The sequence below is a fragment of the Fuerstiella sp. genome (genome assembly GCA_022447225.1).
GTDB lineage: Bacteria > Planctomycetota > Planctomycetia > Planctomycetales > Planctomycetaceae > S139-18.
The window spans coordinates 356,581-372,494 of the sequence record JAKVAZ010000001.1 but is presented as its reverse complement, the minus strand read 5'-3'; the positions used below and the strand labels follow the sequence as shown (position 1 = coordinate 372,494).

12 protein-coding genes are annotated in these 15,914 nt (G+C 55.1%); 5 read left to right on the top strand and 7 right to left on the bottom strand.

Annotated elements, in window-relative coordinates; all coding sequences use genetic code 11:
- Nucleotides 1-477 precede the first annotated feature (477 nt).
- Entirely contained in the window at nucleotides 478-1,506 is a 1,029-nt protein-coding gene (locus MK110_01380; GenBank protein ID MCH2209925.1) for a YdjY domain-containing protein, read from the bottom strand.
- 293 nt (nucleotides 1,507-1,799) lie between these two features.
- On the opposite strand from MK110_01380, the gene MK110_01375 reads away from it, so the two are divergent.
- Nucleotides 1,800-2,252, top strand: a complete 453-nt coding sequence (locus tag MK110_01375) for a hypothetical protein (GenBank protein MCH2209924.1) — start codon at nucleotides 1,800-1,802, stop codon at nucleotides 2,250-2,252.
- Between the two features lie 22 nt (nucleotides 2,253-2,274).
- Entirely contained in the window at nucleotides 2,275-2,421 is a 147-nt protein-coding gene (locus tag MK110_01370) for a hypothetical protein (GenBank protein ID MCH2209923.1), read from the top strand.
- A 525-nt stretch (nucleotides 2,422-2,946) separates the two neighbouring features.
- Here the strand turns inward: MK110_01370 and MK110_01365 are convergent.
- Nucleotides 2,947-4,443: a M81 family metallopeptidase gene (locus MK110_01365; GenBank protein MCH2209922.1), complete on the bottom strand. Its 1,497-nt coding sequence runs from the start codon at nucleotides 4,441-4,443 to the stop codon at nucleotides 2,947-2,949.
- 63 nt (nucleotides 4,444-4,506) lie between these two features.
- A complete protein-coding gene (locus tag MK110_01360; protein MCH2209921.1) occupies nucleotides 4,507-5,736 on the bottom strand; it encodes a bifunctional D-altronate/D-mannonate dehydratase in 1,230 nt (409 codons plus the stop codon).
- A gap of 140 nt (nucleotides 5,737-5,876) precedes the next feature.
- On the opposite strand from MK110_01360, the gene MK110_01355 reads away from it, so the two are divergent.
- The gene (locus tag MK110_01355) at nucleotides 5,877-7,127 is read left to right on the top strand and encodes a mandelate racemase/muconate lactonizing enzyme family protein (protein ID MCH2209920.1); all 1,251 of its coding nucleotides are present in this window, start codon (nucleotides 5,877-5,879) and stop codon (nucleotides 7,125-7,127) included.
- Here MK110_01355 and MK110_01350 read toward each other — a convergent pair.
- Nucleotides 7,122-8,495, bottom strand: coding sequence for an MFS transporter (locus tag MK110_01350; protein MCH2209919.1), 1,374 nt, complete (start codon nucleotides 8,493-8,495; stop codon nucleotides 7,122-7,124). The genes MK110_01355 and MK110_01350 overlap by 6 nt on opposite strands.
- 15 nt (nucleotides 8,496-8,510) lie before the next feature.
- Between MK110_01350 and MK110_01345 the strand changes: the two genes are divergently transcribed.
- Together MK110_01345 and MK110_01340 are read left to right on the top strand one after the other, a co-directional pair.
- Nucleotides 8,511-8,939, top strand: a complete 429-nt coding sequence (locus tag MK110_01345; GenBank protein ID MCH2209918.1) for a hypothetical protein — start codon at nucleotides 8,511-8,513, stop codon at nucleotides 8,937-8,939.
- A gap of 238 nt (nucleotides 8,940-9,177) precedes the next feature.
- Entirely contained in the window at nucleotides 9,178-10,011 is an 834-nt protein-coding gene (locus MK110_01340) for a hypothetical protein (GenBank protein ID MCH2209917.1), read from the top strand.
- A gap of 184 nt (nucleotides 10,012-10,195) precedes the next feature.
- Here MK110_01340 and selD read toward each other — a convergent pair whose 3' ends face one another.
- From selD to selB, 3 genes are all read right to left on the bottom strand, one after another.
- On the bottom strand, nucleotides 10,196-12,454 hold the full coding sequence (gene selD, locus MK110_01335) for a selenide, water dikinase SelD (GenBank protein ID MCH2209916.1): 2,259 nt from the start codon (nucleotides 12,452-12,454) through the stop codon (nucleotides 10,196-10,198).
- A 67-nt stretch (nucleotides 12,455-12,521) separates the two neighbouring features.
- Complete coding sequence (selA, locus tag MK110_01330) at nucleotides 12,522-13,910, bottom strand: L-seryl-tRNA(Sec) selenium transferase (protein MCH2209915.1); 1,389 nt, start codon at nucleotides 13,908-13,910, stop codon at nucleotides 12,522-12,524.
- 25 nt (nucleotides 13,911-13,935) lie between these two features.
- Nucleotides 13,936-15,825, bottom strand: coding sequence for a selenocysteine-specific translation elongation factor (gene selB, locus MK110_01325; GenBank protein MCH2209914.1), 1,890 nt, complete (start codon nucleotides 15,823-15,825; stop codon nucleotides 13,936-13,938).
- Nucleotides 15,826-15,914 lie beyond the last annotated feature (89 nt).

Below are 15,914 nucleotides of genomic sequence, written 5' to 3'. Positions count from 1 at the left end.
ACAGGGCCGCTTCTGTCGGGTTAACACCGATAGACTGAGGCATACCTTTCTACGAAACTCCTCGATGATCTGCCTCCCCGGGAAACCCGTGCGTCTTTCCGCAGCTAAATTATTTCTTCGTCAGGCACTGTACATTCTTAAAAAAACAGCACCGGGAATCGCGGCAGCGACTACAGCAATCATCACTGCCGACGCGGTGCATTGGCCTGCGAGTAATTGCCGTCTACTGAATTTGGCAACCTTCAGAACATACAGTTAAGGACACCGGTACTGACTGCCCACCCGACCAGTCGTTGCGAAAACAGCAATCCTGAACGTACCGGACGACGAAGCATGACGTTTAGGTGATCTCACGGCAGTTACACAGGAGGGGGCGGATGACAGTCCCTTCCCGCCGCAAAGATGATGGAACAGCGTAAGCCCGACTGTCGACCTCAATATTCAGCTGACATTCAGCTGACCGCCGGCTGGCACCGGTCACTCGTTCGGTTCCAAAGAGACAGAAGGCTTCGGGAAGCTGTCTGACGTACCTGGCTTTGTGCTGTGGATCGTCGGACCGATTTCCAGGATCACCGGCGTTCCTTCCGCCGGAATCCGCTGTTCCCAGGCTTCGTACAACTGACCTCCATCGGATGAAGAACTGGCCTCCGCTATATCGATTGTTGACGACGGAAAATTGGCGACCGTAATGAAGTGACCATCCTCTGCGGTATAACGCCGCCGGCCGGTTGCTTCATTCGTGTGCCAGCGACTGCCGGTGAATACAAAACCGGCCTCCATCGGTCGCGACTGGCTTTCTTCATAAAACTGCCTGATCGCGTCCTGGTAATTTATATCCTCCCAAAGCGTCAGCAAATGTTGACGCTGTTTTTTTGTCATCGGTCCGTACCACAGGATCTGTCTGTTATACGGATCGTACCGCAGTTCTTCGTGCGGAAGTTCGATTCCTGGGGGCGCGGCCGCCAGTGACCGGGAAAAATAACGATGAATTGAGTGTCGAATCCACGAACGCGGGTCTTCACTTTGTAGTTTCTCAGTTCTGTCAACCCAGTGCACACGCATGTCCAGTGCCGGCCCTTCCGGCGGACGGTAATCAGGATAGAAAGCAGCCGGTTTTCCCGGTTTCAGGCCCAGTGCAACCAGACCTGCGTGAATCACAAAAGCACGGGCCCTGACATTCAGAATGGTTTCGTGTTCGCGCTGCCCTATGGGAACGCACAACATTTCGAGAACGCAATTTCTGCAGGAAACTTCGGTGTGCAGGTAAATTCGTTTTTCGTCTCGGTTCAGAAACACGGTTCTCTGAGGATTCAGAGGGATTGCATTATCAAGCAGTCCGCTAAGTGCATCCGGAAGCGGCATCAGCGGAGGTCGCTGATTCCGGTTATCTGCCGACTGGTTCAACTCCTTGTCCGGCACCGGTTCAGGCGGAGCCGCAGACGAGATCGGGCACACCAGCAGAACTCCACACACAGCAACCGGGCGCAACAGTCGTTGACCACGCATGCGAGATTTTCCCGGAATGAAGGGCTGAATGGCGACACCTTCCATGATACGCACGGATCAACAGGGAGTAAACTGTCGTGGTGATGGACGTTGTCCCCGAATACAGGCCGGGTTGTTCGGCCTATCACCTGGTAACCTTGATTTTTCCACCGGCAGTGGTGAACCCACGTCAGACGAAATCGATCATCGAATTTCAGGTGTGCGGACGCCACACAGTCTTGACCTTCGGACGTCGGGAGGTACGGTTGAATGTCCTGTGACTCCCGGTTCACTCTACTTGCAGAGACAACTGTATGGACATTCCCGTCGAAGCCAGCCTGGTTCCGTTTCAGAAGTACGGCATCCGGTTCCTGTATCCGGATATCTGGGAACTGGAAGAATCCGGAAACGATGACGACATCGTCATCACCATATCGAACGAGGGAACGTGTTTCTGGTCAATGCATATTCTCGGCGGCTGCCCACCGCCGCCACAGGTCATTGAGTCCTGTGTCGCAGCATTCACTGAAGAATACGATGATGCAGAGGAAAGTCCTGCGGAACAGCAGCTTGCCGAAATGCCGGCATATGCGAAAGAAGTGCATTTTTCCTGTTTTGAACTGATGAACACTGCTTCATTGCAAAGCGTCCGCACGACGGAATTTACACTGCTGGTTCTTTGGCAGGGCACCGACCATGAATTGGCAGAATATCGTCAACTACTGGAGTCCATAACGGGTTCCGTCCGAGCTGACTCACTGTTGTGAAATTGCTTTCAGCCAGATTGAAATGGTCATCGATCAGCATGAACATACGTTGAAGGAAATCGATGCCTCGTCGCTTGACGCTACGGACAAGACAGAGCTCCTGGACAAACTGAGGGAACAGCTGAATGTTGCAGCGACCCCAAAAAACATCGATCTGCCGAACGTCTGATGGAAGCGGAAATCTAAAAGCTGCGGTTTGAAAAGGCGGATCGGTTACCTGGAAACAGCCAACCGGCGGCATTCCGCTATCTGCAGCAGATAGAGTCAACAACGTCACCGCATCGACGCAAACTCCAGGCTCTGATTCGGCGCATGAAGGTGGAATCCGAAACCCGGACTTAAAACAATGCCAAATTCGAGTATCAGTGATCATACCCCGCAACAACTGCGGCCGGGCAGGTATCATCTGATGATCAGGGATTTCATTGCCTGTGCAGGTGTCGTATTTGTCAAACCGTGTGCTGCAGTTCCCGGCCTCTTTTCGCCCATCATACCCAGCCTCAGATTATTTTTGAGTAGGGCAGTCCATGCACCACGAGACATCGTTCACAGGTGGTGTGTTCAGTGAATTGATTGATGGCGACCGCTGCCGGCAGGAACTGCCTGTCCCGGGTCCTGAATGCATTGCCAAACTTTTTTGTCCGTGCGACAGGCGAATCGAAAATTGTCCGGCAGTGCAGTACAGGAGTACGGATTATGTCCTGCAGAAGATGTCTGCCACAGGTTCAAATTCAACGCCGGAATCAAGTGGAAATATCGGGCGGGCACAAATCGTGTGTCCCAGGCTGCTCAGGTTGGCACTGGTCGCCCCGGGAGCGTCCACGTTAATTAACTTCGTGCACCAGTCGGCAAACATGTGCGACTCGCAGTGGGGAGACTTAACGACAACCATGTCAAATCGTCGCGGATTTTGACCGTTCGCCAAAAACCAGGAACGATCGAAAAGACTGACCGGACGCGTACCGACTACAAGCGTGATGTTGTCGACCTGCAACACGGACGTGGGTCCTGCATCCCAGTACCATCCAAATGACTCACTCTGGAATTTGCCGTCAGACAGGGAACACACACGTGCCTCAACTTCGACGGGTTGATATCGATCGGGATCAAGTGCTCCGCCAACAGGCGTAACAATCGTTCCACCCACACCGACAGCAATCGCTTTTTGGACTGCAGCCGGATCCACTACAGGCGCCAATAATCGACCACGGTATCCCTGACGAATGGCCTCACTCAGGATCGCATTACTGTCACCGGACGCCCCCGAACTGGTCGCATCTGCCGCATCCATCATCACCACGGTACCGGATGTAACCGCAGATGCCTGACGCACTGCGTCCTCCAGGCTGGTCAGCGGAACCCGCATTTTTTCGTGATGGCTCCAAAATCGTTCGGCAAGTTCGACAGCACGTTCTTTTGCGGCCGATTCATCTCCGTTCATGACCACGAAACTATTGGTTCGAAGTTCGGGAACGTCGGTAAAAGGGTTGCCCCACATCACACCCGCGGAAAGTCCGGTTTCACTCGATTCAACTGACCGGGCCAGTTGAATGCATTCAGAGACAGATCCGGTCTCTGTGATCATTTCATCACCGCGAGCCAGCACAGGGATTTTTACCCGGGCTGTTACGGGACGGACTTCTCCTGCCAAAATCTGCAACAGTAATTTCGCGGCCCGGACTCCGGTCTCGAAAAAGTCAACGTGAGGATACGTGTGGAACGCAACGATTGCATTGGAGTGTTCAAGCATTCGATCCGTGAGAATTCCGTGTAAGTCGAGCGAAACCACAAACGGAATGTCTTCGCCAAGAATCCGTCTGGCCTCCTGAAGCAGATAACCCTCCGGATCATTCTCACTCTCCGCCTGCATGGCCCCGTGCAGTGCAAAGTACGCCGCATCAACTCGGCCTGCCTCCGCCAGACGACTCAGCAGATCGTTACTCAGACGATCAAAACTCTCCGTTGTCAGAAGACCTCCCGAAGTATTGGCGCTCGCCGCAAACGTGGGGACAACTTCCACAGAACCGGATTCTTCAAAAACACCCAGCGCTCCACCCACTTCTTCGCGGACGTTGCGGTGATAGTCCAGAGCAGCCTGTCCCTGCCGCAGACGGAAGTCTTCATAGGTGCTGGGAACCGGATTGAAAGTCGAGACTTCCTGTTTACATTCAGCAATAACAATTCGAGACACATTGATCTCCACAAAATTCTGGTGTGTAGGTGTGTAACTGTGAACAGTCAGGCAACGATACAATCAGGGGCGAATCACACTACCATCACGTTTTCGAATGGCCGGCCATGCCCCGTTGAACGGGTGCTCAGGATACGGGAATGCTGCCGCAAGCCTCTCGTTGATCTCCAGCCCCCATCCCGGCTGATCGTTTGGCCACAACATCCCGTCCCGGAGTTCCGGACAACCAGGAAAAACGTCATGAGTTGCCTGGTTGAAACGGGTAAATTCCTGAATACCGAAATTCGGTACGCAAAGGTCCAGGGTCAGGTTCGCTGCATGGCCAATCGGCGATGTGTCACCGGGACCGTGCCAGGCGGTACGCACACCAAAGAATTCGCAAAGTGCGGCCAATTTGCGGGCCGGCGTCAGTCCACCGATGTCTGAAAGATGGACACGAATAAAATCAATCAGCTGATTCTGAATCAGCGGCAGATACTCACTGACGTTCGTAAACAATTCACCCATGGCAATCGGGATACCGCTGGCTGCCCGCAGACGACGGAAGCTGCTGATGTCTTCAGGTGGCAATGCATCTTCCAGAAAGAACAGCCGAAACGGCTCCAGATCTTTAGCCAGCCGGATGGCAAGCGGTGCCGGCAGACGTTCGTGAATGTCATGCAGCAGTTCGACTTCGTCACCAAGTTCACTGCGGGCATGTTCGAAAAGTTTTGGTGCCAGCCGTGCGTAGTCTGCCGGTTCAAAAATGTTTCGCGGGGCGGTAGGACCATCAACCGTATCGTGGGTCTGCAGATCGGATTCCGTTCCATAGGTAGCCTGACCTGGAACCTCAACCTGCATTCGAATGTGTCGAAATCCCTGAGACATCAGTTGGCCGGCGTTTTCAGTCACGTCACGGAACTCTCGGCCGGAGGCATGAACATAGACAGGCGCTGCCATACGGCACTTACCACCCAGCAATTCGTAAACCGGCATGCCGGCTCTCTTGCCCTTGATGTCCCACAGGGCCATGTCCACACCGGACAACGCATTATTCAGCACCGGTCCCTGGCGCCAGTAGGAACTGACATAAGCAGACTGCCAAATGTCCTCGATTTCGTCAACGTTTCGTCCTTTCAAAAACGGAGTGAGGTACTGCTCAACCGCTGCAATCACGGCCAGCGGTCGCTGTGTGAACGTGGCACAACCCAGGCCATGCAACCCATCCTCAGTCGTTTCAACTTTCACAATGAGCAGACGGATGCCGGCCGGAGCCGTGGGAATACAGCGGATATTTCTGATTTGAACTGTCATGTCGTGTTTCGCAGCGCCTAAAGCCGAATGCCGGATTCCCCGTTTGGTCGACAACTGTCGGCAGGATATGCTTCCTGATATTCATTGTGAAAGCGGCTGTCGTCCGGTGTCCAGTCACGGTAACGGAAAGTGAACAAGTAATGAAAATAGAATCGATCGAGCGTATTTGGGTCGACCTGCCTCTCAGGGAAGTGCCCTGGCGCAATATGGTTCGTGAGATTCCGCACTGGTCGCTGTTCGAACTGTGCAAGGTCACGCTGAGCAACGGCGTTGTCGGAGTCGGCGAGACCATGCCTTATTACACCTGGGGCGAGGTGACTGACGAAGCCGTCGAACGGGTCCACAGTCAGCATCCGGCAGCCGTAATGTGGGATGACTCGCTGGGAGCCGGACTGCAGATGGCACTGTTCGACGCCGTCGGCCAGTCGCTCGACACCCCGGTCTGGGGCCTTCTCGGGCAAAAGATCCGTTCGTTCGCTCACGTCGGATGGTGGGCGATTGACATGCCTGTCGAAGACTGGATTTGCGAATGTACCGAAGCCGTCGAACACGGATACACCACATTCAAAACTAAAGCCCGACCGTGGTTCGATCTGGAGGATCAGGTGGCCCGCCTGTCAGATGCTGTGCCGGATTACTTCAAGCTCGACATGGATTTCAACGACTTCGGACTGGATCCTGCCGTCGCACGACCGCTTTGTAAACGATTGGAACGTTTCGAAAAAGTCGCCATCTGGGAGAGTCCCATCGCACAGGAAGACGTCGAAGGCAACCGTGCCCTGCGCAAACATTTAAGCGTACCCATTGCGCATCACGTCGATCGCCCGGCTTTCGAAACTCAGATTCGACGGGATATCTGTGACGGATTCGTGATGGAAGGAGGAATCAGCAATGCCCTGAGCCGCGGTCGGACATGCGCCGAATTCAACAAACCGTTCTGGCTGCAGTGGGTGGGCTCAAATCTTGCAGCAGCGTACTGCCTGCATATTCAGGCCGCACTGTCTCATGCGCGATGGCCGGCAATCCATTGTAATCACATGTACTCAGATCAGTTCATTAACGAACCTTGGGTCGTATCGAACGGGTTGAGTCCGATTCCCGACACACCAGGAATTGGAGTGACGGTAAACTGGGATATCGTGGAAAAATACCGCATCGAAGCAAAGGATAAGCCGTATCCACATCCGGATTTACTGCTGCGTCTGGACTGGCCGTCCGGTACGAAGAGCTGGTTTACTCACGCTCAGCAGTTGTGGGATGCATTTACCAGCGGTGATCTTCCCGCATTTGTGTCAGGGGTGAACCTCACTCGAGTCAAGGACGATGGTTCTGCCGAATGGAGAAAAAGGTACGAACAGGCCTGCGTGTCACCAATCCACGATCCCTCATGATGGCGATCTCTTTTCCTGCTGATCAGTACGTTCATCAACATCGAGTGAGTTCTCCGTATTGATGAACAGCCACCCGACGGCGCTGGCCAGATACATCAATCCAACCATCAGAAAAACCGGATTAAAATTCGTCACTACCTGCTCGACACCGTCAACGATTGACGTCGTGGTGTAACGGTCCAGCAGAAGTCCGCCGACGATTGGTGTCACCGTTCCTCCCACGCTGCCGGCCGAGTTGATGATGCTGAAAACAGTGGCTGAACATCGCCCGCCGATATCCGTGCAGGCACCCCAAACTGTGGGTTGACTCCAGTCGCTGAAGAACTTGGTGACAAACAGCAGCCCCGCCCCCCACGCGGGATCGGGGTGGTTGATGGAAAGGAACAGAAATCCACACGCAATCGTCTTACCCAAAAATCCAACACTGCTGCGTGCAAATCGACGACGGCCGGTGAGGCGAATCAGGCCGTCATTGATGAATCCACCAGCAACTCCACCCACCGCACCGCCCCACAACGGAGCACTGGTCAACAGTCCCACAACTGCCATATCCGAAACACCGCGCGCAGTTATGAAATAGCTGACCATGATCGCCGAATAAACATAATCAGCTCCGGCATTCATGTATTGCTGAATAACGAAAACCAGCATGCTTCGATTTCGGATAGCCCGCCGGACCGACAACACAGCTGGTTCAGCAACGTCGACAGTGTCATCCCCGCGGATGAGATCCCGTTCGGCCTGATTCACCAGCGGGTCCTGCACCGGGCTGTTTCGGCAGAATTTCAGAAAGACGAAGGAAAATCCGACACCTGTGGCAGCAAGTACAATCAGCGACCACCGCCATGTCAGCTCCAGCCAGCCCATAAGGACTATGCCAATGACCATAGAAGAAACGGCGCCACCACTACGTCCAAAGAAGCTGGCAATCAGTCCCTGCAGACTTGTACGGTTCTCTTCAGCAAACCAGACCCTTGTAACTTTGGCCAGCGACGGATAGCAACCGGCCTGAGTGACTCCAAACAGGAGACGCGACACCCCTACGCCGTACAGTCCGCCGCCCAGGCCCACGCACGGCATCATCAGAGACCAGGCGGCGATGATGATTCCAAGAAACATGTGGGGACCGAAAAAGTCGCAGATGATTCCACAGGGAATCTGCCCCAGGCCATAGGTTACGCTGAACAGTGTGTAGAGCGAATCAACCTGCAGGTTTGAGAAACCGTACTCTTTCATGAGTTCCGGTCGTACAAACTGCCAAGTGAATCGGTGCAGGTACAAAATAAATGAAGTCCCGGCGGCAAGAAAAAAGATAACCCAGCGTCGATTGGTGGGCCGATCACCGTCCATGCGGATGTCTGCTGCCACGACCGGGAACCTCCAATGCGGGTGAACTTGCCGAAATCAGGAACATCACGTTACGACATCGCCGTGCTGATTGCATCCATGCACTCTCACATCGTTTGCAAAGTACAGCCGTTCCTGTTCATCGTGACGAAAACCGACGACGGAGTGCAGGGATTCGATACCACATGGTGCAGGCACTTTGCCGGGACTCAATGTTTCGTGATTGTGATTGGGAGTGAGACCATGGTACCACACAGACGAACCATCGAGCTTTGTCAGCGGGCTGAGGACGTGCGCATTGTTGTGGAACATCAAGGGACGCAGGTTTCGGCAATTTGCTTCAGCAGGAATCGGTCCACCCCGGCGAGCAACATCTCCGTCGGGTCTTCTGAAAATGTCAACGCTTGGTTCTGTCAGGTGCGATGCGTTCGTCGGGCGTGGTGGCAATCACTGCCGGAAGGGTGAGAACCACGATCATAACCGGTTGACGGCCTCGGGAAACGCCCTGCTGCACGGGGTGTCGACAGTTCAGAACGACGTCTGATCAGGTTGAAGCCGTATAAAAGATCGACACATCTGAATTTCTCCCGGATTTGCCGACACTCAGCGCAACGATCCAGGTTTGTAACAGCAGACAGACACAAACAACCAGCAAAACCGACTGACAGCTGGTGTAACGAACATAAAAGGAAAGGACCTCGTGATGCGACAAATTACACCCTTTTTGATGTTGGCGGCGACAACCGGTCTGATAATGGAAACCAGTTTGTCCCGGGCCGGTGACGACAGGAATCCACCAGCCGGCAGACAGCTGCAAAACCCAAATAACGGAGAAACTCCGGCTAACGGAGGAAGACGCCGCGGACGGGGAAATCGCGGACGGCGCGGACCTGGCCATCATAGTCCTCCCCCGATTATTGCGGCTTTGGATACCGATGCTGATGGAGTGATCTCGTCGTCAGAAATCGACAGAGCGGTCATCGCGCTCAAAACACTTGACAAAAACGGTGACGGAAATATTACGGTGGAAGAACTTCGTCCCGAACGTGCTGGACACGGTGGTGCTCCCGAAGGTGGGCCGGGACAACGCCGACGTGGCGGTCCGGAAGGTGATGAATTTGGTCGACCTGGTCCTCCCGAAGGTGGGCCGGGACAACGCCGAAACCGCGGTCCGGAAGGTGATGACTTCGGTCAGTCTGGGCCTCCCGAAGGCGGACCGGGACAACGCCGAAACCGCAGTCGCGGCGAAGGACCGTCACCGGAAAAACTCGTCGAGAAATTGATGGAATCAGACACGGACGGAGATGGTCTGATTTCGAGAGATGAAGCTTCGGACCGACTTCTTCGTGGATTCGATCGCATCGACTCTGATGGAAATGGTTCTATCGACAAATTAGAAATCGAACAGATGGCAAAACGAATCACCGAAAGACGCGGTGGTCGCAGACGTCATGGTAACAGAGGTCAGAATCAAGACGAACACGGCGGCCGGCACAGGAAAGGCAAAAAGCCTGCACCGAATAATGCTGACGTATAGACAAAGCGACGGACAGAACCTGCCAGGGGCCAGGCCACGACGTGCAGCACGTCGTGGCTTTTTTCATCGATTTACAGCTGACAGCCGCAACCTGACTCCACAACACTCCTCACAAAGTCACCCTGATTGTGTCGCTATACCGATCACACCGTCGCCACGAATGACTCGTTCTGCTCAGACAGAATCAGAATTTCACAATGATTCGTGGAGCCGAAGATTCCGCGTGAGAAACGGTCCCGATAAGTGCAGGCTCCGACAGCCCGCACTCGGCAAAACGATATTGGAATTCAGTGACACACTCACCGGGCACAGCCAGTAGAAGCCCGCCGCAGGTTTGTGGATCCAGGAGTAAATCGACTGACTCGCTTCGCCCGGCACGGTCGTCCGGGATCTGTTCGGCGGTAACAGGTCGTTCGCCGGACATCTGCCTGACAGTCTTCGAACAGGGGAGCAACGGAAGACCCGAATTCCCGCGAACATCAACGTCTCGCAGATAACATCGATTCGATGGCAGCAGAGAACTGGTAACACCATGCTGCGCAGCCTCAATCGCGCCCGGCATCACCGGAATACGGCTTCCATTCAGGGTTACTCGTACGTCATCTGTCAGCATCTCGTGCAGGTGTCCCAAGAGCCCAAATCCGGTGATGTCCGTCCCGGCAACTACGCCAAGATCCACCGCTATCCTGGCAGCTTCATGATTTCCGGACAGCATGATTCCGATCATGGATTCGAAGTCGGAATACTGACACTTCGCACGCATGTGAGCTGCCATCAGGACTCCGCTTCCCAGAGGCTTGGTCAGCACAAGCTGATCTCCCGGATTCATTCCCTGTTTGCGGATCAGATGGTTTCCAGTGGGGCGTCCAAACACAGTGAACCCCACCTCCCATCGTGGCCCGGTGATCGTATGACCACCCGTTATTGTGGCACCCATAAGACGGAATTCACGTTCCGCCCCCTGCTGGAAGTCACTCAACATGTTTTGCTGGGTCACTCCGTCACCATCCGGTAAGACCACGATCGCTTCTGCAGCAAACGGCTTTGCCCCCGTGGCATAAATGTCACTGGCCGCATGGATGGCAGCAATGCGACCTGTGAGCCACGCATCCGGAAACGGAGCAGAAAAGAAGTCCGTAGTGACCAGCACGGACTCACCGGTTGAAACGTTTGGACCAATACGGATCACAGTTGCATCGTCCCGGGAACCGTCAACAGCAGCACCGAGCGCCGCGTTGAGGGCATCTCCACCCAGTTTGCAGCCACAGCCCCGACACTGCATGTCGTCCGGCATTTTCATCCGGTCCGGCAACTGCTGATATCTGTCCATGAATCGCTGATCAATCCACTGTTTCAGTCTCATGACCGGGCGACCGAAAAAGCTGATGCCCCGCCATTCACCCACCGCTGTTCCGTCCCCCATGTTCAGGAGCTTGAGAAATGATTTTTGCGGAACAAAGGGAACCAGCCCGCGACCGTCCAGCTGTCGTTGAATGTTCTCCCAAAGTATGGGGCCCTGGCGTACCGCATAGACACCCGCCTTGGGGACCGCTGCATGCTCCATGGTCCCGGTATCACCAACGGCAAAGATCGAATCCGTACCGCTGCAGCGCAACGTAGCATCGGTCAGCAAAAAACCGTGATCGTCTTTTGGTAAATCGAATTCTGACAACAGGGCAGGGGCCGCAGCGGCTGTCGCCCAGATCACGATGTCAGCCGGCAGAAAGTTACCGGTTTGCAGTCTGACACCGGATTCATCAACCTGCTCAACTGAACTGCTGTGCAGCACAGTGTGGCCATATTCCTGAATCGTGTTCAGCACACGACGAGTTGTTTTCGGCGTACAACCAGGCAGTAACTTGTTCCCTCGATCGACCAGTGTGATATGAAATTCCGACTGCGTCAGCAGTTTCAAACGTGCCGACAGGCATTGTGTGACTTCCACACCCGCCACGCCGCCTCCGACGACAACCACCTGCAGTTGTCGTGATCGGGGTGTGCAACGACTGACAGCAGCCTGCAGACGATCGAGAAACGAGCTCATCGGCTTGATCGTTACCAGCGACGGAGAGTCGGCACCGATATCCGGCATCTGCGGCACGGAGCCAATTCCAACAGAAACGACGTCGTACGGCACTGACGGCCGTTCAGCAAACAGCAGCTGTTTCCGGACGCGATCCAGTCCCGTCACCCGGTCTGTTATTAAGCGAGCACCCGCTGCTGCGCACAGTCGTACCAGATCAATTTCCATCGCCCTCGCAGGAAGCTGACCTGCCAGTACTGCCGGCAGAAATCCAGAGTAAGTTGCTGTCCCGCTGTCGGAAATACACGTAAGGTCTGTGTCCGGCAGCGGATCCATGGCCCACATGCGAACGATGTGAGCGTTAGTGTGGCCGACTCCCACGAGCACCACATGACGGCGACAGGCGTATTCCGCTTTCACTGGTTATTCCCCGGTGGGCCTGCTTTGCCGGCGGGGTGAGCACAATCCATCACCGATCGGATGATTCTCATCGATCCGTTCTCCACAGTTCTCGTGTGATCCGTCTCAGTTCGTCGATCAGGATTGAATCGTCTTTCGGCCGAACCGTGCGAAAATCCAGCAGTACGGCTCCGGCTTCAATCCGTCCCAGAATCCGTGCGTTACCGGTGCGCAGTAACTTTACCAGCTCGTTTGCATGAGCTCCGTCGATCCGTACAGCAAAACTGGCGATCGGCTGATCGGCCATACTGCCGCCGCCTACTTCTGACTGACACGGGACCACCGAAAGATTCAGTCCAGTATCGGATAATTCATCTACAGTGCGTTCGCAGCGTTCCCTGATTTGTTCTGCAGACATGGACAGCATCGACAGGACAGGAACTGAATCGAATGCATTGCCCGCCAGGTGATCTTCCAGCGTCGCTTCGAGCGCCGCGAGTGTCAGTTTGCAGACCCGGGTGGCCCGAGCCATCGGATGCCTGCGAAGTCGCCCAATCCAGTCTGATTTGCCCAGCAGAATTCCGGCCTGCGGTCCTCCCAGCAGTTTGTCTCCGCTGAAGAGAACGAGGTCTGCACCGGAGGCAAGACTGGAAGCGACATCCGGCTCATCCAGGCCAAGCGAAACGAGGCTTGTCAGACAGCCACTGCCAAGATCATCAATCATGGGCAGATTATGCCTGCGGGCGAGACCGACCAGTTCAGCGGCTGACGGTTCCGCCACGAACCCGGACACCCGGAAGTTGCTGCGATGCACCCGAAGAATTGCTCCGGTTTTGTGGTGGATCGCTTTCTCATAGTCGTCGACCCGGGTTCGATTGGATGTCCCGACTTCTTTCAGAATCACCCCGGCCGCTTCAAACACATCCGGCAGCCGAAATCCACCACCAATTTCCACAAGCTGGCCCCGGGAGATAATGACTTCTTTTCCGACGGCCACTCCCTGCAGCGCCAGCATCGTGGCTGCCGCGCAGTTGTTGACGATCAGCGCATCCGCTGCTCCCGTCAACTGCCGGATCAGGTCTTCGGCATAGATCCCCCGACGCCCGCGACGACCCGAGTCCAGATCAAGTTCGACATTTGTCGCTTTAGCCGCCTGAAGAATCCGGGTGGTCGCTGAATCTGACAGGGCTGCTCGACCCAGATTGGTATGGAGCACGACACCCGTGGCGTTGATGACGGAATTCATCCGCCGAAGTTTCAACTGCTGAGCGGCTTCAACCGTTCGACGGGCAACAGCAGCAAGTGTCATTTCCGGAATCGAATCCGGCCTTGCCCTCACCTGACTGCGAAGGTCATCAAGAACAACACGCACACAATGAGTCAGCTGGGCGCGCGACATCTCCTCGTGCAGTTCGTCAACGTCCGGGTGGCTCAGCACCGTATTAACAGCCGGAAGATTGCGAAGTGGACTGGACATCGTTGGTGCGGAATACTGCAAGGGCCTACCCCAGACCGGGGCCGGCGGTTCTGTGATTGTCATTTCGACAGGTAAATCCCGAGCTGTCGAAGTACTCCAGGAACGGGACTGCGTGCTTTCGGGTCAATCCCCAGTGATCTCGAATCTCAGCCACTGTGAGTTCCGAACGCACGGAAAACAGTTCCCGCAGTTGCTGTTTCAACTCCTCAACAACAGCAGGCGTCAGAAACCAGCCACCACCGAGATTCAGCAGCATACCCTGAGACACGGCCAGTTTGATCAGTGAATCGAGTTCTTTCCGTGGCTTATTTTCAAGCTCGGGCAAACCGGAGGCATTTGGCGGCCGACGTTCCTCTTGGTAACGATTCAGCAGCCTGGTCAGAACCTGCTGCTGTGACGTCGACAGGTTCAGGGCAGAGGCCGCAGTAATCTGGCGATTGAGCCGGATGACCTGCCCGCTGTTTATTTGCTCGTCAAGCAGCCATCGAATCACCACCTCCGGAGCCAGTGCACGCAGTTCGTCAGTCAGTGACGCTTCATCTGTCCAGACCGCTCTACCGTCCCGAGACCGTCCTTCCAGTCGCTGAATAATGGCACGGCTGAGTGATTCCCGGCCTTTGCCTGACACAACAACCGACGATTTCGGAACCCCGTAAATCGTACCGTTTTGTTGGCCCGCCCGATAATGTTCGTCGAGTGTCTCGGATGTGATTCCCATATCCATGGCAACGGCCGGATCTGACAGGTCGATGTGCCCGCACAGGTCCAGCCAGGTTTCCAGTACAGATGCAGGATGATTCGCCAGTCTCCTGCCAAACTCAACCAGAACTCCTGTTCGCAGATCAGGAATGCGGGAAGCGGCCAGCACGCGTCCGCCGGCAAATGTCCCGCTGGCGCCGGGACGGCGCAACAGAAGCGGCTGGCCTGGTATCAGCAAAACCGACTGCTCACACTTCAGGATGGCCGCCGTCTTCTCTCCCGGAAGCAGCGAACCACCACCTGTCAGGACTTTAACTTCTCTGCTCCCTGCTGCAGTGTGCATCCGGACAATCCGACCGTTAACGACTTCCGGAGCGTCGTCGTACATGCGAATCTCTGCAACGCACCGATTTGATGCCTGATACGAATCGATTGCCACCAGTTCACAGCCTCGCGTTACATCAGTGTGTGACACACCCGCCAGATTCAGTGCCGTCCTGTATCCGGTCTGTGCGGTCTCTACGGAATCACCGTGGACTTCCACGTCACGAACACGCGCGACCGTACCGGCAGGCAGTACCTGCAGTTGATCACCGTTTCTGACATACCCCTGCCAGACCGTCCCGGCCACTACACAGCCCCGACCTGGTACACTGAAGCTTCGGTCAATCGGCATTCGAAAAGGCCCGCCGGGCTCGGGTCGATCGATGTCGGACACAAGAGACCGCAGATTTTCACGAAGCTGCTCAATTCCGTCGCCCGTCCTGGAAGACACGCGGTGAATCTTGACTTCTGAATATCCCGCCTGTTCGGTCAGGTCACGAAGATCTTCTTCGATGATTTCCATCGTGATTTCGTCGGACAGGTCAGCTTTGGTCATCACCACAACCAGCCGCGGCACTGCCAATGATGTGAGAATAGCCAGGTGTTCCCGGGTCTGCAGTGCCACACCTTCATCGGCGGCAACGACCAGCATACCGATATCAAGGGCTGCCACTCCGGATAACATGTTCGCAATGTATTTTTCGTGTCCTGGCACATCGATGACCGCGAGCCGGTGTTCATTCACATCAAACCAGGTAAACCCCAGATCCAGCGTCATACCGCGGCGCTGCTCTTCTGCCAGACGATCGGTATTGGTCCCGGTCAGCGACCGGACCAGACTGGTCTTGCCGTGGTCAATGTGTCCGGCAGTGCCGATGATTGCGTAGGCCATGAAGAACAGGATTCAACGAGGTGAAACAGTGATGACGTCAACGGCGGATTGCCAATTGACCGGATGCGGATATTATCCGGTTGAATCGA